This window comes from Streptomyces sp. NPDC051105, from assembly GCF_040682795.1.
GTDB lineage: Bacteria > Actinomycetota > Actinomycetes > Streptomycetales > Streptomycetaceae > Streptomyces.
On record NZ_JBFBBR010000006.1, the window covers coordinates 148,761 to 167,412 of the forward strand.

At 70.4% G+C, this 18,652-nt stretch carries 17 protein-coding genes and 1 tRNA gene; 11 read left to right on the forward strand and 7 right to left on the reverse strand.

The features are described from left to right. Positions 1–597 precede the first annotated feature (597 nt). Together AB0N16_RS17035 and AB0N16_RS17040 are read left to right on the forward strand one after the other, a co-directional pair. The gene (locus tag AB0N16_RS17035; protein WP_365797374.1) at positions 598–1,983 is read left to right on the forward strand and encodes a PP2C family protein-serine/threonine phosphatase; all 1,386 of its coding nucleotides are present in this window, start codon (positions 598–600) and stop codon (positions 1,981–1,983) included. Positions 1,984–2,094: 111 nt separating this feature from the next. Continuing rightward, on the forward strand, positions 2,095–3,564 hold the full coding sequence (locus AB0N16_RS17040) for an aminopeptidase P family protein (RefSeq protein WP_365797376.1): 1,470 nt from the start codon (positions 2,095–2,097) through the stop codon (positions 3,562–3,564). A 242-nt stretch (positions 3,565–3,806) separates the two neighbouring features. Here AB0N16_RS17040 and AB0N16_RS17045 read toward each other — a convergent pair whose 3' ends face one another. From AB0N16_RS17045 to AB0N16_RS17060, 4 genes are all read right to left on the reverse strand, one after another. After that, complete coding sequence (locus AB0N16_RS17045) at positions 3,807–4,622, reverse strand: triphosphoribosyl-dephospho-CoA synthase (RefSeq protein WP_365797378.1); 816 nt, start codon at positions 4,620–4,622, stop codon at positions 3,807–3,809. 10 nt (positions 4,623–4,632) lie between these two features. Then, complete coding sequence (locus tag AB0N16_RS17050) at positions 4,633–5,565, reverse strand: intradiol ring-cleavage dioxygenase (RefSeq protein WP_365797380.1); 933 nt, start codon at positions 5,563–5,565, stop codon at positions 4,633–4,635. A 120-nt stretch (positions 5,566–5,685) separates the two neighbouring features. Then, on the reverse strand, positions 5,686–6,261 hold the full coding sequence (locus tag AB0N16_RS17055) for a GNAT family protein (RefSeq protein ID WP_365797381.1): 576 nt from the start codon (positions 6,259–6,261) through the stop codon (positions 5,686–5,688). A gap of 38 nt (positions 6,262–6,299) precedes the next feature. After that, positions 6,300–6,749, reverse strand: a complete 450-nt coding sequence (locus AB0N16_RS17060) for an ATP-binding protein (protein ID WP_351695727.1) — start codon at positions 6,747–6,749, stop codon at positions 6,300–6,302. A gap of 240 nt (positions 6,750–6,989) precedes the next feature. Between AB0N16_RS17060 and AB0N16_RS17065 the strand changes: the two genes are divergently transcribed. The 9 genes from AB0N16_RS17065 (at position 6,990) to AB0N16_RS17105 (ending at position 17,240) form a co-directional block, all read left to right on the forward strand. Then, complete coding sequence (locus tag AB0N16_RS17065; RefSeq protein ID WP_365797383.1) at positions 6,990–7,874, forward strand: hypothetical protein; 885 nt, start codon at positions 6,990–6,992, stop codon at positions 7,872–7,874. Positions 7,875–8,033: 159 nt separating this feature from the next. Then, positions 8,034–8,774, forward strand: coding sequence for a YcnI family protein (locus AB0N16_RS17070; protein ID WP_365797873.1), 741 nt, complete (start codon positions 8,034–8,036; stop codon positions 8,772–8,774). Positions 8,775–8,903: 129 nt separating this feature from the next. Beyond that, positions 8,904–9,557, forward strand: coding sequence for an SCO family protein (locus AB0N16_RS17075; protein ID WP_365797385.1), 654 nt, complete (start codon positions 8,904–8,906; stop codon positions 9,555–9,557). 86 nt (positions 9,558–9,643) lie between these two features. After that, positions 9,644–10,126, forward strand: coding sequence for a copper chaperone PCu(A)C (locus AB0N16_RS17080; protein WP_365797875.1), 483 nt, complete (start codon positions 9,644–9,646; stop codon positions 10,124–10,126). 14 nt (positions 10,127–10,140) lie between these two features. After that, positions 10,141–12,228 (forward strand): copper resistance protein CopC, encoded by a 2,088-nt coding sequence (locus tag AB0N16_RS17085; RefSeq protein WP_365797387.1) that lies wholly within the window; start codon positions 10,141–10,143, stop codon positions 12,226–12,228. Positions 12,229–12,236: 8 nt separating this feature from the next. Then, entirely contained in the window at positions 12,237–13,514 is a 1,278-nt protein-coding gene (gene efeB, locus AB0N16_RS17090; RefSeq protein WP_365797389.1) for an iron uptake transporter deferrochelatase/peroxidase subunit, read from the forward strand. Positions 13,515–13,703: 189 nt separating this feature from the next. Beyond that, on the forward strand, positions 13,704–14,639 hold the full coding sequence (pheA, locus tag AB0N16_RS17095; protein ID WP_365797391.1) for a prephenate dehydratase: 936 nt from the start codon (positions 13,704–13,706) through the stop codon (positions 14,637–14,639). Positions 14,640–15,168: 529 nt separating this feature from the next. Continuing rightward, positions 15,169–16,446, forward strand: a complete 1,278-nt coding sequence (gene serS, locus AB0N16_RS17100) for a serine--tRNA ligase (protein ID WP_365797393.1) — start codon at positions 15,169–15,171, stop codon at positions 16,444–16,446. Continuing rightward, positions 16,443–17,240 (forward strand): HAD family hydrolase, encoded by a 798-nt coding sequence (locus tag AB0N16_RS17105; protein WP_365797395.1) that lies wholly within the window; start codon positions 16,443–16,445, stop codon positions 17,238–17,240. The genes serS and AB0N16_RS17105 overlap by 4 nt, the downstream gene beginning before the upstream one ends. A gap of 93 nt (positions 17,241–17,333) precedes the next feature. Here AB0N16_RS17105 and AB0N16_RS17110 read toward each other — a convergent pair. From AB0N16_RS17110 to AB0N16_RS17120, 3 genes are all read right to left on the reverse strand, one after another. Beyond that, positions 17,334–17,439: transfer RNA gene (locus AB0N16_RS17110), tRNA-OTHER, on the reverse strand. Positions 17,440–17,640: 201 nt separating this feature from the next. Continuing rightward, the gene (locus AB0N16_RS17115; RefSeq protein WP_365797397.1) at positions 17,641–17,853 is read right to left on the reverse strand and encodes a hypothetical protein; all 213 of its coding nucleotides are present in this window, start codon (positions 17,851–17,853) and stop codon (positions 17,641–17,643) included. Between the two features lie 79 nt (positions 17,854–17,932). After that, on the reverse strand, positions 17,933–18,652 hold the full coding sequence (locus AB0N16_RS17120; protein ID WP_365797399.1) for an ABC transporter permease: 720 nt from the start codon (positions 18,650–18,652) through the stop codon (positions 17,933–17,935).

Below are 18,652 nucleotides of genomic sequence, written 5' to 3' on the forward strand. Positions count from 1 at the left end.
CCGTTGCACCGCTGGCAACACCGTGGACCACATCACATCATGTGTCGATCACTTCACTGTGCGTACCTGTTGGCGCATCACACCCCTGCACTGGCAAGGGGAACCCCAAAGGGTCGAGCCGGGGGCCGCGCCCGCATCCAATACTGCGTCTATCAAAAGCACGGCCACGGCGTGGGGGTGGCGAAGTCTGGCGTTTTGCCGTTCCGAGTGTTTCTCTGCGCCGCCGCCACGGGAGGATGGGGCACGGTCGTCGGTGGTTAAGACGCCCGGGTCCGTCGCCAGGTTCCGGGTGATCCCCAACCACCCCTGGCCTTCTCCGAGTACGTACCCATCACGACCGCTGTGACGCTCCGTGGAGCAAGGCCAGTCGACCGCAATGAAGCGTTGCCCGAGTCAGTTTTAAGCCAACTTTGCTTTTGTGCAAGCCGTCCGGGAGAAGTCACCGGGAGACCCACGGACACCAGGAATCCCGGCAGGACAATGCTGGACATCCCCTCACGAGTGCGTGTACATGTGGAGACACCGCTAGCGGCGCAGAAGGACATGGGGGTTTGCGATGCTTTTGAGCAATACGCGCAGGTCTGAAAGCCGGACACGATGAACGCCCCGCACCCTCCGAAAGTGGCTGGAATCGATTCAACGATCCCCACGCCAGCACACACTGTCGCGCCGGTCCCCCCCGCCCCGGGCGCACCTCCGGTCCCGAAGGCCCCTGCCGCACCAGCGCCGGGCACGCTCCTCCAGGACCGGCTGGCCGGCTGGGTCTCCGACCTGACCACCCTCCACGAACTGACCGAACGGCTCGCCCGCACCGACGGACTGGAGCCCGCCCTCCAGGAACTGCTGCGCGCCGGCACCGCCCTCGTGGGCGCCCGGCGCGGTCTCGTAGCGCTGGAGCCCGCCGACGGGCTCGGCCCGCACACCACGCTCGGCCTCGGACTCGGCCGCGCGGACCTCGGCCACATGGAGACCGTCCCGAGCGGCGCGCTGCCCTACGACACCACCACCGCCGCCGAGATCGCCCACCCCGACCTGTTCGCCGAGGACGGCCTTGACCCCCGGCACCGCGAGGTCGCCACCCGCCTCGGCTACGCCGCCAGCTACGCCCTCCCCCTGATCACCGACGCGGCCGCCGGCCTCGGCGCGGTCCTGTGGCTGTACGACGAGCCGGCCGAGCCGAACGAGCGCCAGCGCCACCTCATCGGCCTGTACGTCCGCTTCGCCGCCGAGCACCTGGCCCGGCTGCTGGAAGTCGAGCACACGCGCGCGTGCATGGCGACCATCGCCGAGGAGCTGCTCCCCTCCCGGCTGCCCCGGGTGGCCGGCGTCCAGCTCGCCGCCCGGCACCGCACCGGCCCGCGCGGCGGCGGCGACTGGTACGACGCGCTGCCGCTGCCCGACGCCGCCCTCGGCCTCGCGGTCGGCTCGGTCACCGGCTCCGGGCCCAGCGCGGTGGCCGCCATGGGCCGGCTGCGGGCCTCCCTGCGGGCGTACGCCGTGATGGAGGGCGAGGACCCGGTCGCGGTCCTCTCCGACCTCGAACTGCTGCTGCGGCTGACCGAACCGGCCCGCTCCGCGACCGCCCTGTTCGCCTACTGCGAGCCCGCGCTGCGCAAGGTCACCCTGGCCGGGGCCGGACACAGCCCGCCGCTGCTGATCGGGGAGCGCCGCACCGAGTTCGCGGAGACGTCGGTCTCGGCGCCGCTCGGGATGCTGGCCTGCTGGGAGGCGCCCAGCGTGGAGATCGAGGCCGAGGCCGGCGAAACGGTGCTCCTCTACACCGACGGGCTGCTGCACCGCACCGGCGACCCCATGGACCGCGCCTTCGCCCGGCTGCACGCGGCCGCCGCCGGCGTCCCGCGCGCGCTGCGCCACGACCCCGGGGCGATCGCCGACCATGTGCTGCGCACGATGCTGCCGAACGGACTGGACTCGGCCGGCAGCGAGGAGGACGTGGTGCTGCTCGCTGCCCGTTTCGACTGATCGGTCGGTCAAAAAGGCAGGTCACCCGGTCAGGATTCGTCCGGCCCTGGGTCGCCGTTGGGTACGACCGTACGATGGACGGGATCCAGTGCAGTGTCGAGGAGGATGACCGTGTCCGACGAGCTCACCCCGGAGACTCCGGAGACCCCGGAGACCGAGTCGGAAGAGCCGATCAAGCAGCGCAAGAACGGCCTGTACCCGGCCGTGTCCGACGAGCTCGCCGAGAACATGAAGTCCGGCTGGGCCGACACGGAGCTGCGCGATCTCAAGCCCATCGAGCAGGCCGGGCACACCGCCCGCCGCCGCGCCGAACTGTCCGCCCGCTTCCCGGGCGAGCGCCTGGTGATCCCGGCCGGCAACCTGAAGACTCGCTCGAACGACACGGACTACCCGTTCCGGGCGTCGGTCGAGTACGTCTACCTGACCGGCGACCAGACCGAGGACGGCGTACTCGTCCTGGAGCCGAAGGACGACGGCCATGTGGCCACCGTCTATCTGCTGCCCCGCTCCGACCGCGAGAACGGCGAGTTCTGGCTCTCCGGGCAGGGCGAGCTGTGGGTGGGCCGCCGCCACTCCCTGACCGAGTCCGAGGCGCTCTACGGCATCCCCGCCGCCGACGTCCGCGAACTCGCCGACAAGCTGCGCGAGGCCACCGGCCCGGTGCGGGTCGTCCGCGGGTACGACGCCGGCATCGAGGCCGCGCTGACGGACAAGGTCACCGCCGAGCGCGACGAGGAACTGCGCGTCTTCCTCTCCGAGGCGCGGCTGGTCAAGGACGAGTGGGAGGTCGGCGAGCTGCAGAAGGCCGTCGACTCCACGGTCCGCGGCTTCGAGGACGTGGTGAAGGTCCTCGACAGGGCCGAGGCCACGTCCGAGCGCTACATCGAGGGCACGTTCTTCCTCCGCGCGCGCGTGGAGGGCAACGACATCGGCTACGGCTCCATCTGCGCGGCCGGCCCGCACGCCTGCACCCTGCACTGGGTCCGCAACGACGGCCCGGTGCGCTCGGGCGAACTGCTCCTCCTTGACGCCGGCGTGGAGACGCACAGCCTCTACACCGCCGACGTCACGCGCACGCTGCCGATCAACGGCACCTACAGCGAGCTGCAGAAGAAGGTCTACGACGCGGTGTACGACGCCCAGGAGGCCGGCATCGCGGCGGTGCAGCCGGGCGCCAAGTACCGCGACTTCCACGATGCCGCGCAGCGGGTGCTGGCCGAGCGGCTCGTCGAGTGGGGGCTCGTGGAGGGGCCGGTGGAGCGGGTGCTGGAGCTCGGGCTGCAGCGCCGGTGGACGCTGCACGGGACGGGGCACATGCTCGGGCTCGACGTCCACGACTGCGCTGCCGCGCGGACCGAGACGTATGTGGAGGGCGTCCTCGAGCCGGGGATGGTCCTGACCGTCGAGCCGGGGCTGTACTTCCAGGCCGACGACCTGACCGTTCCGGAGGGGTACCGGGGGATCGGGGTGCGGATCGAGGACGACATCCTCGTGACGGCCGACGGGAACCGGAACCTCAGCGCCGGGCTGCCGCGGCGGTCGGACGAGGTCGAGGCGTGGATGGCTTCGCTCAAGAGCTGACGTGTGGTGTGCATGGCCGGGTACCTGGATGGGTGCCCGGCCATTGCTGTGTTCCGCGGGTGGGTGGGGGCCTGTCGCGCCCACCCGGCGGTAGCCGCACATCTGTACAGCCCCGCTGATGGGCGCTTGGACGGGCGGCGGTGCGGGGCAACCGCAGGGCCTGGTCCTCGGGTACGGGGGCGCCCCGGGAGCGGGTCTGCCCGGAGCCCCTGGCGGTGTTCGCAAGGTGCCGGACGGCTGGCTCAGCGTGTCGGGAGGGCGTCCAGGAACAGGGCCCCGGCGAGCAGGCCCGCGCTGCCCCGCGGGCTCCAGCCGCGCTCGTACAGGTCGGCGTCCAGGGCCGTCAGTGCCTCCGCGCCGGCCTCCGTCGCCGTACCGCCCGCTTCCAGGACGCCGCGGGCGCCCGCCTGGACGTGGCGCAGGCCCAGGGGGCCCGCGGTGTAGAGGAGTTCGGTGTCCTGGAGGGTGGACATCACGGTGAGCAGGGCGTCGAGACGGGCCTGGTTCTCGGTGGCGCCCCCCCTGCGGGCCGTCGCCAGTGCGTCCAACGCCCTTCGTACGTGCGGGAATCCGGCCCTGGCCTCGCCCCGGGCGCCGGCCGCGCCGTACTTCGCGGAGATCGACGAACCCCGGGAGGGGCGCTTGGGGGCGCCCTTGTCGTTGAAGGCGGCGATCTTGCGCGCCGTGGCGGCGATCTCACGGGCCTTGGCCCGGGGGTCCAGGGCGGCCGCGGCAACCAGGAGGCCGAGGGCCCACAGAGCGCCCTTGTGGCCGCCGCCGGCCAGGCCGACCGAGTGCTCGGTGGACCGGCCGATCGCGCCCAGCTCCGCCCGCAGCACCGGCGAGGCTTCGCCGGTACGGCGGGCGGAGGCGGCCATCGCCGCGAGGCCGGGCGCCAGCGCCCTGGCCGACCAGCGCAGACTGTCGTGCTCCCGGCGCGTGCTGCGGGCGTCCAGGTCACGCGGGTCGGGCAGCCCCGGCTTCGGGGCCAGCGCCAGCTGGCCGGTGAGCGCGGCCACGGCGGCCTGCGCCAGCGCGTCGTCCTCGCGGCTTGTCATGTCCCTTACCTTACGAGGAGGCGGAGGCCGAAGGGGAGGCGCTGTCGGTGGGCGGGGCGCCCGTGGGGGCGCCGCTCGGCGGGGTGCCGCCCCCGCCGCTGCCGGCGCCGGTGTTCTCGGCGTCGGGGTCGATGCCCAGGGTCAGGGAGCCCTTGTAGCCCTTCGAGGGGTCCTTCTTGTGCACGGCCTTCAGGGTCAGCAGACCGCTGGAGGCACCCCCGCCGTCGTACACCATGTCGTCGGCGAGGACCGTGTAGCTGCCGGTGTGCTTGGCGTACGGGTCGAGGGTGAAGATCTCCTCGGCGATGGTGTCGTCGAAGAACAGCTGACCGGTGTAGTTGACCTTGCCGCCCTCGTAGGTGCCGTCCTCCTTCTCGCCGCCCGTGTGCACCTTGACGTGGATGTGGCAGGTGCGCGGGGTGTACCAGCCGGGGAAGATCGTCTCGAACTTGACGACCCCGTTGGCGTGGGCGATCTGGTAGCCGCGCAGATAGGTGTTGTCGTCGGCGGAATCGCCCTCCTCACTCTCCGCGGGGGCGGAGCCGCCCGGGTTGGCGGTGGTGTAACCGGAGTAGTAGCCCCAGGCGTCGCAGTGCCAGATCTCGACCGCGGCACCCTTGACCGGGGTGCAGCCGTCGGTGGCGTCCACCACGGTCAGGCGCAGGGTGAGCGGAACGCCGGCCTTGCCCTCGGTGATGTCCTTGCGCACCAAGGCACCATCGAGGTAGTACGGGCCTTCCGTGACGCTGCTCATCAGCGTCATGCACTCACCGCTGGTGGAACTGGCGGAGGCCGTGGCGTCCGCGTCGGTACTGGTGTCGGTCCCATCGGCGAAGGCCGACTGGAAGCCGGCGACCGCGAGGCCGCCGGCCGCCACCGTGCCGCCGGACACCACGAGGGCGCGGCGGCGGGTGATCGACGTGTCTTTGTGGTTTCCCGTCATGGGTGACGAAGCTAGGAACGCCGTTTGTCAGGGGCATGGGCAGAGACTGGCAACAGGCTGTGAACGCCCAGGAAGCTGAGGTCGGCGGAAAACGCTGGTCACAGGGGCGGGGTGACGCTCTCACAGAGCCGGGTCGCGGTCGTGCAGAACCCTCTGGAACAGCCGGCTGTCCCGCCATTCTCCATTGATGTGCAGATACTGCGGAGCATCGCCGATCGTCTCGAATCCGCATTTCTTCAGCACCCGCTGCGACGTCGTGTTGTCGATCAGGGTGGACGCCTCGATCCGGTGGAGTCCCACGACATCCCGGGCGATCTCGCAGACCCGCTCCAGCGCGGCGCTGGCCAGCCCGCGGCCCTGCTGATCACCGGCCACCCAATAACCGACGTACGAACTGCAGAAAGGTCCCAGGGAAATTCCGGAAAGGGTGATCGCGCCGACGATCCGGCGGTCCTCGGCCGACTCCATGACCCACGGGACCATGATCCCGTCCGCGGCCTGTCGCAGCAGGCCATCGATGCGTTCGGTCTGTCCCTCGACGGTGAAGAAGGACTCGGGTCTGACCGGCTCCCAGGGTTCGAGATGCTTTCGGTTGCCCGCGTACGCGGCGGACAGCGGTTTCGCGTCGCCCACGGCAATGGGACGCAATATCACGCCGGGCAGGATTGCGTTTTCTTTAATCTTTCCGAGAATCATGCGCGCACCCTAGCGCGCGGGTTATGCACGTGGGAGAGTCATGCCGAAAGCAGGGAAGGATCTTTGGTCCACTTGAGGATCTTGTCGAAGCTGACCACCGTGCCGCCACGGCCCGGCTTGTTCCCGATGTGGACGTGATCGGCGAGTTCTCTGATCAGACAGAGCCCTCTGCCGTGCTCGGCGTCCGGGCGGGCGGGTCTGATCTCCTGGGTGCGGGCGAACCCAGGGCCGAACCCCGGGCCGGAATCGGCCACTTCGATACGGCACTTCTCACCGTCCAGATAGGCGGTGACCCGGTACGCCTCCGAGGCACGGCCCGCCCCGCCGTGCTCCACGGCGTTCGCACACGCCTCACTGAGGGCGACCGAGAGGTCGTAGGAGATCTCGGGGTCGACGCCTGCCGTCTCCATCGTGCCGATCAGCAGCCGCCGGGCGAGCGGGACGCTCGCGGCCTCGCGCCGCAGATGGAGTGACCACCAGATGCTCATGCTCCAGCCTCCTGGCTGCGGCTCGACATACCGATACCTATTGCCATCCGTGCGCGGGTGTAAGCACTCCGTTCATGTGAGAACGCCCATCCGGGGGATGCGCCTTAGGAGGTTTCGGTGTATGAGCGGGTGGTTCACTGCAAGGACGATCTTCCGCTTCTTTCACTCCTCTCACCTGTAACCGAACCTTGTGGACCTGCCGTATGGCGGCCGTGAGCCCAGTGCGATGATGAGCGCGCCATGAACGCCCCCCATCCGCGCACGGCGCGCACCGGAAGCGGACTGCGGCTCCTGCGGGCCGCGGTGTTCGCCGCGCTCTGTGTCGTGCTGGCCGCGGCGGGGCACACGCTGGCATCCTGCGCGACCGTTCCGCTGTGGACGCTCGGCGCGGGCTTTCTCGGCACCCTGACACTCGTCGCCCCGCTCACCGGGCGGGCCCGCACGCTGCCGGGGATCGTGGCACTGCTCGCGGTCATGCAGACCGTGCTGCACACGCTGTTCGGGCTCGGCCAGCACGGCGGCGCGGCGATGTCGGCCGGCACGATGTCCACCGGCTCGACGTCGATGTCTTCGATGTCTTCGATGTCCTCGATGTCCTCACTGTCATCGCTGTCGACGAGTGACGCCTCGCTGGTCGAGCGGGCCGCGCGGCTGGTGTGCGGGGCCGGGGCGGCGCAGATCAGCCCCGCCCACGCGTACAAGATCCTCTCCGACGCGCATCTCGGCACCTCCGGTCCCGCCGCCGGCCTGAGCGGGACGGCCCATGCGGCGGACGCCACGGGGGCCTCCGGCTCGCTGCTGCCCTCCGTGCCCATGCTGCTGGGACACCTCCTCGCGGCCGTGGTCGCCGGATGGCTGCTGCGCCGGGGCGACCTGGCGCTGCTGCGGCTGATCGAGCTGTCGGCGCACGGGGTCGCCGAGGGGGCGCTCGTCCGTTCCCTGCGCGGGGCGCTCGCACTGGCGCGCGCTCTGTGCGCCGGGCTCGTGGCCATACCCGAGGCGCCCGCGCACAGCCGTCGCAGCACCCGGGACGAACCGCCCGCGCCCCACACCGTCGCACTCCAGCACTCCGTGATCCGGCGCGGGCCGCCCATGGCCGCCGCCGTACTCGTTCTCGCCGCCTGACGCGACGCGACCAGAGCACTTCCCGGGATCTGTCCGGATCCGGAGGGGCCTGCCGCCGTCGCGCGGCACGCGCGCGTGCGCTTCCCGCTGCCCGCGCGCCCCTCAACGACAGAACTCACTCAGAGTGGAGTGCTCCCTGCCATGAAGGCTTTCCGTGCCATGAAGGCTTCTCGTATCGCCGCCGTCACCGCCGTCGCGGGCACGGCCGTCCTGGCCGTCTCCTCGCCCGCGTTCGCCCACGTCAGCGTGCAGCCCGAGGGCACCGCCGCCAAGGGCGGTTACGCGGTCATCGACTTCAAGGTCCCCAACGAGCGCGACGACGCATCGACCACCAAGCTCGAGGTCAACTTCCCCGCCGACCACCCGCTGGCCTCCGTGATGCCACAGCCGATGGCCGGCTGGAAGGTCGAGGTCACCAAGTCCAAGCTGGCCAAGCCGTTGGAGATGCACGGCGAGAAGATCGACGAGGCGGTCACCAAGGTCACCTGGACCGCCGAGGGCAAGGGGATCGAGGCCGGCTACTTCCAGAAGTTCCCGCTCTCCGTGGGCGCCCTGCCCGAGGACACCGACGAACTGGTCTTCAAGGCGATCCAGACGTACTCCAACAAGGAGGTCGTCCGCTGGATCGAGGTCCAGCAAGAGGGCCAGGAGGAGCCCGAGAACCCGGCCCCGGCCCTCGCGCTGTCCGCCGCCGTCACCGACGACCACCACGGGACCACCACGGCCGAGGACACCGCGGCCAAGACCGAGACCACCGCCTCGGACGACTCCGGCTCCTCGTCCGGTGGCAGTGACACCACCGCCCGCGTCCTCGGCGTCGTCGGCATCGTGGTCGGCGCGGCCGGGGTCGCCTACGGCGTCCTCGCGGGCCGCCGCCGGTCCACCGGCTCCGAGGCCTGAGCTCCACGTCCGTAGCGCGCACAGGGGGCCGTGCGAGGCTGTCGTGGCTCCGACAGCTCTGGTACGCCCCCGGTAGTTCTCGTACGCCCCCGGTGCGCGCCGGATCTCTCACAACTGGGACATTTTCGTATGCGCAAGAAGACGTTCGCCGCGGCCGCGCTGCTCGCCGCCGCCACCCTGACCCTCTCCGCCTGCGGCAGCGGCGACGACGGCAAGTCACCCGTCACCGTGGTCGCCGGGGACACCTCGAACAAGGCCGCGACCATCCTGGACCAGCCGTTCGAGAAGCCGGACCTGGTACTCACCGACACCCACGGCAAGAAGTACGACCTGCGCGCCGAGACCAAGGGCCGGCCGACGCTCATCTACTTCGGCTACACGCACTGCCCCGACGTCTGCCCGCTGACCATGAACAACCTCGCGGTCGCCAAGAAGGCGCTGCCCAAGGCCGACCAGGCCAAGCTGCGGGTCGTGTTCGTCACCACCGACCCCGCCCGCGACACCCCGGCCGAGCTCGGCAAGTGGCTCAAGGGCATCGACTCCCAGTTCGTCGGCCTGACCGGTGACTTCTCCACCATCCAGGCCGGCGCCCGCACCCTCGGCATCTCCATCGAGCCGACCCACAAGGACAAGAAGACCGGCAAGACCGTCTCGGTGCACGGCACCCAGGTCATCGCGTTCTCGCCGAAGACCGACGGGGGTTACGTCCTCTACGGCGAGGACGCCACCGTCGACGACTACACCAAGGACCTCCCCAAGCTGATCAAGGGGGAGAACCCGTGAGGCGTCGGGCCCGGGCCTTCCCGGCACTGCGCCGTCCGGCACCGCCCCGCCGGGCGCCGGCCCTTCCGGCGCTGACCCTTCCGGCGCTGACCGGGCGGCGGCTCGCCCTGACCGGCGTGGCAACGACCGGCATAGCCCTCGCGGGCGCGCTGGTCCTGGCGGGCTGCGGCGGCTCGGACTCTCCGGGCTCCTCGGGAACCGGGCTGTCCGTCGGCGCCTCTTACATGCCCCAGCCGGTCTCCGCCGACATGGCCGCCGGGTTTCTGACGATCACCAACAAGGGCGGGACGAAGGACGAGCTGACATCCGTCACCAGCGACTCCGCCGGCGAGGTCACCATGCACGAGACCAACGGCGGGGCGATGGACGAGGTCAACTCCTTCGAGGTGCCCGCGCACGGTCAACTCGTGTTCAAAAGCGGTGGCAACCACCTGATGTTCGAGAAGCTGAAGCGCCGCCCGAAACAGGGCGACACGATCACCCTGAAGCTGAAGTTCGCCGAATCCGGTCCGCTCACCGTCGAGATGCCGGTGAAGTCCGCCACGTACAACCCTTCGACCGGACACTGAGGGAGGGACCGACCTTGACGCGGACCATCACCCCCCGCCTGCGCACGCTGGTGCTGCTGTTCCTCGCCGTCACCGGCGCGCTGCTGGCCGGCGCCGGGCCGGCCTCCGCGCACGCCGCGCTGACCGGCAGCGACCCCGCCCAGGGGGTGGTGGTCCCGAAGGCACCCGACCAGGTCTCGCTCACGTTCTCCGAGAACGTGTCGCTGAACGACAACTCGATCCGGGTCCTCGACCCCAAGGGCAAGCGGGTCGACCTGGCCAAGCCGGACAACCTGACCGGGACGACCTACGGCGTCCAGCTCAAGAGCGGGCTCGGCAAGGGCACGTACACCGTCGCCTGGCAGGTCGTCTCCGCGGACAGCCACCCCGTCGCCGGCGCCTACACATTCTCCGTCGGGGCGCCCTCCAAGACCGTCGCCTCGGTCGGGGACCAGGACGCGGGCGGCGGGGTCGTCGGCTGGCTCTACGGCTTCGGGCGGTACATGTCGTACGCCGGGTACATCGTGCTCGTCGGCGGCGCCGCCTTCGTGCTCGCCTGCTGGCAGCGCGGCTCCGGCGTACAGGCCCTGCAACGGCTGGTCGTCGGCGGCTGGCTGACACTCACCGCGGCCACCCTCTGGCTGCTGCTCCTGCGCGGGTCCTACGCCACCTCCGGCAGCGTCGGCGACATCTTCGACCTCAACCTGCTCGGCCAGGTCCTCCAGACCAAGACCGGCGCGGCCCTGGTCTCCCGGTTGCTGCTGCTCGCGGCCGCCGCGCTGTTCATCGCCGTCCTCTTCGGAGCCTACGACAAGCGTGAGGAGGGCGCGGAGAAGCGGGACCTGACCTTCGGGCTCGCCATCGGCGGGACCGTCGTGGCCGCCGGGCTCGCGGCGAGCTGGGCCATGGCCGAGCACGCCTCCACCGGACTCCAGCCGGGCATCGCGATGCCGGTCGACGTCATCCACCTGCTCGCCGTCGCCACCTGGCTGGGCGGCCTGACCGCCCTGCTGGTCGCCCTCTACCGGGCGCCCGCGGACACGCCCGTCGGGGCCGTCGCCGTGGGCCGCTTCTCCCGCATGGCCTTCGGAAGCGTGGTGGCACTGGTGGCCACCGGCATCTACCAGTCCTGGCGCCAGCTCGGCTCCTGGTCGGCGTTCACCGACACGGCCTACGGGCAGCTGCTGCTGGTCAAGATCGCGCTGGTGGCACTGCTGGTCGGCATCGCGTCCATCTCACGGCGGTGGACGCGACGGCTCGCGGACACGGCGGAGACGGTGACGGAGGCCGAGACCGAGACCGGGACCGGGACCGGGACCGGGACCGAGGAGTCGGCCGGGGAAGTCGCCGACGCGGAGGAAGAGAAGGAGACCGTCAAGGCGTCCGCCGCCACCAAGGAGGCGTCGGTCAGGTCCGGCGTTTCCAGCGCGTCCGCCGCTTCTGACACGTCCGGCGGGTCCGGCGGGTCCGGCGGGTCCGGCGTCAAGGGCTCCGGCAAGGACGCCTCCACCGGTGACGACTCCGAGGACCCCGAGCGGGCCGCCCAACTGGCCCGGCAGCAGGCCGCCAAGGACGCCGCCCGGCAGAAGCGCGTCCGGGACGCCGACCCCAACCGCTTCGGCCTGCGTCGCTCGGTGCTCGCCGAGGCCGGGGTCGCCGTCGCCCTGCTCGCGGTCACGACCGTGCTGACGCAGACCGAGCCGGGCCGTACCGAGCAGGACGCCAGGGCGACTGCCTCGGCCGCGTCCTCCTCCTCGTCCTCGGCATCGAACTCGTCCTCGGGCGCGCTGACCCTCGACATGTCCTTCGACACCGGCGGCAAGGACGGCAAGGGCGTCGTCCGGGTCGACCTCGACCCCGCGGCGGTGGGCATCAACGAGATGCACGTCTACGTCCAGCGCCCCAACGGCCGGGCCTTCGACATCCCCGAGGTGAAGGTCGCCTTCACCCTCGCCGCCAAGAAGATCGGGCCGCTTCCCGTGACCCCCGACCACGTCACCACCGGCCACTGGGCCGCCAACGGTGTGCAGATCCCCATGGCCGGCGACTGGCAGATCGCGGTGACCGTGCGGACCTCCGACATCGACCAGGTGACCGTCTCCAAGAACGCGCAGATCGGCTGAACCGCACCATGGCTGAACCGTCCCAGTCCCTCCGTCCGCAGGTCACCGAGGAAAGCCCGTCGGCTCCCCCGGCCGGAGGCGTCACCCGGCGCGCGCTGCTCGGTACCGCCGGGGCCACCGGACTCGCGCTCGGCGCGGCAGGCGCGGGCGTCGGCTACGCGGCCGCGCCCGCACAGGCCACCCCGCTCAGCTCGGTGGGCTCCGACCAGGCGATGTTTCACGGGAAACATCAGCCCGGCATCACCGAGGGTCTCCAGGCGCGCGGCCATCTCGTCGCCTTCGACCTGGCGGCGGGCGCGGGGCGAAAGGAGGCCGCCGCGCTGCTGCGTCGCTGGTCGACGACGGCCGAACGGCTGATGGCGGGCGAGGCGATGACACAGGACGACACGGATGTGGCCCGTGACGCCGGCCCCTCGTCACTGACGATCACCTTCGGCTTCGGCAACAGCTTCTTCGCCCGCACCGGCTTGGAGAAGCAGCGCCCGTCCGCCCTGGACCCGCTGCCCGACTTCTCCTCCGACCACCTCGACAGGTCGCGCAGCGACGGCGACCTGTGGGTACAGATCGGCGCCGACGACGCCTTGGTCGCCTTCCACGCCCTGCGCGCCATCCAGAAGGACGCGGGCAGCGCGGCCAAGGTCCGCTGGCAGATGAACGGCTTCAACCGCACCCCGGGCGCCACCGCCCACCCCATGACGGCCCGCAACCTCATGGGCCAGCTGGACGGCACCCGGAATCCGAAGCCGACGGAGTCCGACTTCGACCAGCGGATCTTCGTACCGTCGTCGGGCGAGCCGACATGGATGGCGAACGGCTCCTATGCCGTCGTACGCCGGATCCGCATGCTCCTCGACGACTGGGAGAAGCTCTCGCTCGCCGCCCAGGAGGACGTGATCGGGCGCAGGAAGTCCAACGGAGCGCCGCTGTCCGGAGGTACCGAGACAACGGCGATGGACCTGGAGAAGACCAGGTCCGACGGCGACTACGTCGTCCCGATCAACGCCCACGCCCGGATCACCCGGCCCGACCAGAACGGGGGCGCGGCCATCCTGCGGCGCCCGTTCTCGTACCACGACGGCATCGATGCCGACGGGACGCCGGACGCGGGGCTGCTCTTCGTCTGCTGGCAGGCGGATCCGCTGCGTGGGTTCGTACCGGTGCAGCGGAAGCTGGACCGCGGGGACGCGCTCTCGCAGTACATCCGGCACGAGGCGAGCGGACTGTTCGCGGTACCCGGCGGGGCGGCCGACGGGGAGTACGTGGGGCAGCGCCTGCTGGAGGGCTGAGGCCGGACAGCCGGGGCCGGGTATCCCGTGTAGTGGATTCCGCGCCTGCGGTGGATTCCGCGCGGTGGCCGCGTTACCACTGTGGATAACGATCACTATTGGCGCGTTTCCGGGTTTCAAACCACCCGGTCGAGTGGTTCCGACCCGACAGGTGAGCCCTGCTGCCTTGCGCCCATTAGGGTGAGGGACATGCCAGCGAGCTATGCGTATCTCGGTCCCGAAGGCACCTTCACCGAAGTCGCCCTGCGCACGCTTCCGGAGGCGGCCACCCGGGAGCTGATCCCGTACATCTCCGTGCAGTCCGCGCTGGACGCCGTGCGGAGCCGTGAGGCCGAGGCCGCGTTCGTGCCGATCGAGAACTCCGTCGAAGGCGGCATCACCACGACGCTGGACGAGCTGGTCGCGGGCGAGCCACTGATGATCTATCGCGAGGTGCTGCTGTCGATCACCTTCGCGCTGCTGGTCCGGCCGGGCACCAAGCTCTCCGACATCAAGACGGTCACCGCCCACCCGGCCGCCCAGCCACAGGTCCGCAACTGGCTGCGGACCCATCTCCCCGAGGCCGTCTGGGAGTCCGCCGCCTCCAACGCGGACGGCGCCCGCCTGGTCCAGGAGGGCCGTTACGACGCCGCCTTCGCCGGCGAGTTCGCGGCCGCGCGCTACGGCCTGGAGGCCCTGGAGACCGAGATCCACGACGCGGAGAACGCGCAGACGAGGTTCGTGCTGGTGGGCCGCCCGGCCCGGCCGGCCGCCCCGACCGGCGCGGACAAGACCTCGGTCGTGCTCTGGCAGAACGACGACCATCCCGGCGGCCTGCGCGATCTGCTCGGCGAGTTCGCCACCCGGGGCATCAACCTGATGCTGCTGCAGTCCCGGCCCACCGGCGCCGGCATCGGCAACTACTGCTTCTGCGTCGACGCCGAAGGGCACATCTCCGACCGCCGGGTGGCGGAGGCCCTGATGGGGCTGAAGCGGATCTGCCGCCAGGTGCGGTTCCTGGGCTCGTACCCGCGTGCGGACATCAATCCGGGCGAGACCGCGGGGCCGACGCGGCCGGGAACGTCGGACGAGGAGTTCATGGCGGCCTCGGACTGGGTGGCGCGCTGCCAGGACGGCCGTTTCTAACCAGCCATACGTTCCTATCTTCGTTATCCACAGGAGTTATCCACAGGTCCTCAACTCGACCTGGGGACAAGTCGACAGTGACACCCGACCCTGTCGACAAATCGGCCTACAGCCCCCAGGCGGGCCGTTGATCGCTCACGTCACCCTTCGTCCACTCGTTTCCCATGGTTCATCTTTTGGAGCGACTCCTTTCCACTCGAAAGTGGGTGTTGTCCAGGTTTGGGCGGGGAATTCCTCTCTTCAGGCACCGGCCCCGAAGTGATCAATTCCGAAGTCCACACCCCATCCACACAGCCTGTGGATAACTCTCGGGAGGGTGTGGATTCCTGTGGACAACCCGGCCCCCAAGTCCCGCTCTCCACAAGGGAATCGAGTCAACCGCGGGCCGCGCACGTGCCCCGTCTCGGGGAGTGAGACACTTTTTATTGACACGTTCGGCAATTCCCCCATAACGGAGCGTAAGCCGCGATTCGGAACACGGGTCAATAGTGATTCGTGGGGGCAACCCCACACCGGTAGCCTTGGCTCCGTGATTGACCTACGCCTGCTCCGTGAGGACCCCGACCGTGTGCGCGCGTCCCAGCGCGCCCGTGGAGAGGACGTCGCGCTCGTCGACGCCCTCCTCTCTGCCGACGAGCGGCGCAGGTCCTCCGGCGTCCGCTTCGACGAGCTGCGCAACGAGCAGAAGTCGCTCGGCAAGCTCATCCCCAAGGCCGCCGGTGACGAGAAGGCCGAGCTGCTGAAGAAGGCGGGCCAGCTCGCCGCCGACGTGAAGACCGCCGACGCCGAGCGTGACGCCGCCGCCGCCGAGACCCACGAGCTGCTGCTCAGGCTCGGCAACCTCGTCCACCCCGACGTGCCCGTGGGGGGCGAAGAAGACTTCGTCACCCTTGAGACGCACGGCACGATCCGCGACTTCGGCGCCGAGGGCTTCGAGCCCAAGGACCACCTGGAGCTGGGCCAGCTGCTCGGCGCGATCGACGTCGAGCGCGGCGCCAAGGTCTCCGGCTCCCGGTTCTACTTCCTGACCGGTGTCGGCGCCCTCCTGGAACTGGCACTGGTCAACGCGGCGATCGCGCAGGCCACCGAGGCCGGTTTCACGCCGATGCTGACCCCGGCACTGGTCCGGCCGCAGTCCATGGCGGGCACCGGCTTCCTCGGCCAGGCGGCCCAGGACGTCTACCACCTCGACAAGGACGACCTCTACCTGGTCGGCACGTCCGAGGTGGCCCTCGCCGCGTATCACATGGACGAGATCATCGACGCCGAGCGCCTCCCGCTGCGCTACGCCGGCTTCTCGCCCTGCTTCCGCCGCGAGGCCGGTTCGCACGGCAAGGACACCAAGGGCATCTTCCGCGTCCACCAGTTCGACAAGGTCGAGATGTTCTCCTACGTCGCCCCCGAGGACTCGGAGGCGGAGCACCAGCGTCTGCTGGCCTGGGAGAAGCAGTGGCTGACCTCGCTGGAGCTGCCGTTCCGTGTGATCGACGTCGCCACCGGTGACCTCGGTTCCTCCGCCGCCCGCAAGTTCGACTGCGAGGCGTGGATCCCGACGCAGGGCAAGTACCGCGAGCTGACGTCGACGTCGGACTGCACCGAGTTCCAGTCCCGCCGGCTGTCGATCCGGGTCCGCGACGGCAAGCAGGTCCAGCCGCTGGCCACGCTGAACGGCACGCTGTGCGCCGTACCGCGCACGATCGTGGCGATCCTGGAGAACCACCAGCTGGCCGACGGTTCGGTCCGGGTCCCCGAGGTGCTGCGCCCGTACCTGGGCGGCCGAGAGGTCCTGGAGCCGGTGTCCCGGTGAGCTTCCCGTACGGACTGATCGCCACCGACCTCGACGGAACGCTGCTCGGCCCCGACGAGTCGATCTCGCGGCGCACCCGGGACGCGCTCGCCGCGGCCACCGCGGCGGGCGCCGCGCACATCGTCGTCACCGGCCGCGCCGCCCCCTGGACCCGGCCCATCCTCGACGACCTCGGCTACCACGGCCTCGCCGTGTGCGGTCAGGGGGCGCAGGTGTACGACGCCGGGGCACACCGCCTGCTGACGTCCGTGACGCTGGACCGCCAGCTGGCCGGGGTCGCCCTGGCGAAGATCGAGGCGGAGGTGGGCCCGCTGTACCTCGCCGCGAGCCGCGACGGCCTCGACGGCGAGGTGCTGGTGGGGCCGGGGTACGCGGTGACGGGCAAGCTCCCGTCGACGCCGTTCACGGACGCTGCGGATCTCTGGGCGGCGCCGCTGAACAAGATCTACATCCAGCACCCCGAGCTCTCCGACGACGAGCTGGCCGAGGTGGCACGTCATACGGCCGGCGGTTTCGTCACGGTCGCCATGGCGGGCGCGGGAATCGTGGAGCTTCTGCCGCTGGGGCTGTCGAAGGCGACGGGCCTGTCGCTGGCCGCGCGCCGGTTGGGCCTGAAGGCCGCCGACACGATCGCCTTCGGCGACATGCCCAACGACATCCCGATGTTCGCCTGGGCGGCCCGGGGTGTGGCCATGGCCAACGCCCATGACGAGCTGAAGGCCGTGGCCGACGAGGTGACGTCCTCCAACGAGGAGGACGGGATCGCGGTGGTGCTGGAGCGGCTGCTCGGCTGAGGCACCTTCAAGGCGTTGCGACTCGGGCGCCTTCAAGGCGTTGCGACTCGGGCGTCTTCAAGGCGTTGCGACTCGGGCGTCTTCAAGGCGTTGCGGAGGATGCACGGATCGAACGTGCGCGGGCTTTCCAGGCCCGACCATGACTTGCTCCTGAGGGAACTCAGCGCGAGCCAGTGCCTTACCACTCGGCCAATCCTCCGGGTGGGCGGCCCACGCGAGAGCGACATCGCGTGCTCGAAGCGGCCGCCCCGGGCAGCTACATCGCGATCCGCCGCGGGCTGCCCTGAAGGGAGCGGGACGTACTGTCGTGCATGGACATCGTCCGGCTCCTCTCCCGGTTCGGGGGCTGACACGACAACTGTGCCTGGCGACCGAGTGGGAAGCTACCGAATTAAGACGCCTACCGACGCCACCACCTGCGCCGCGCCTTGCTGAAGAACCACCCGGCGGGCGGCTCGTCCGACCGCCACGGCTGAGGCTCCGGTGACTCCGCCCGCCACTTCGCCGCCAGCATCCGCGCCCGCGCGGACGGCTCCGAAGTCCCCGCGGACCGTATGAAGTCCTCGTCCAGGACGAGCCCGTCCCAGTCCCCGTCTCCGAAACCCTCAGCCATCCCGCGCCTCCTACGCAGTACACCCGCTTTGTCCAGTGTGCCCGGACAGAGGTGAAGCCCCCGTCAATAAGCCGGGCGTCTACTCCTCGCCCGCCAGCGTCAGCGAGCGCAGCTTCTGGCCGGCGTACCAGGTCGCCAGGACCGTCACCGCGATCAGCAGCACCGTGGCCGTCGCCAGCGACACGTCCGACGTGACCAGCTCGCCGCCCGTCACCTTGTGGGCGACCGCCAGGGACCACTGCTGGACGCTCAGCGTCCGCGCGCCCGGGACGAGGGAGCCGAACAGGGCCTCCCAGACCAGGGCGTAGACGAGCCCGAAGACCACCGCGTGCCGGGACACCGTGCCAAGCAGCAGGAAGAGCGCCGCGTAGGCGATCGACGCGACCAGCGCGGCGACCGTGTAGGCGACGGCGATCTGCTGGCCGTTGCCGTTGAGGATGAAGCCCGCGATCAGCGTCGGCAGAGCCGAGAAGACCATCGTCACGGCGATCGCCACGATCAGCTTGGTGAGGATGATCGTCGGCCGTTTGATCGGCTTGGACAGCAGATACACCACCGAGCCGTCGTCGATCTCCGGGCCGATCGCACCCGTGCCGGCAATGACGCCGATGATCGGCACCATGGTCGCGAGCGCGAGGCCGCCGAGCAGGTCGGAGGCCGTCTGGTCGTCGGCGCCGGCGAGGCCCCGGACGACGACCGCGATCGCGATGAGCAACAGGGGCAACGCCCCCAGGATGAGGGCCCGGCGACGGCCGAGCAGGGCTCGATAAGTGAGCCGGGCGACTGTGGGGTCGTACAT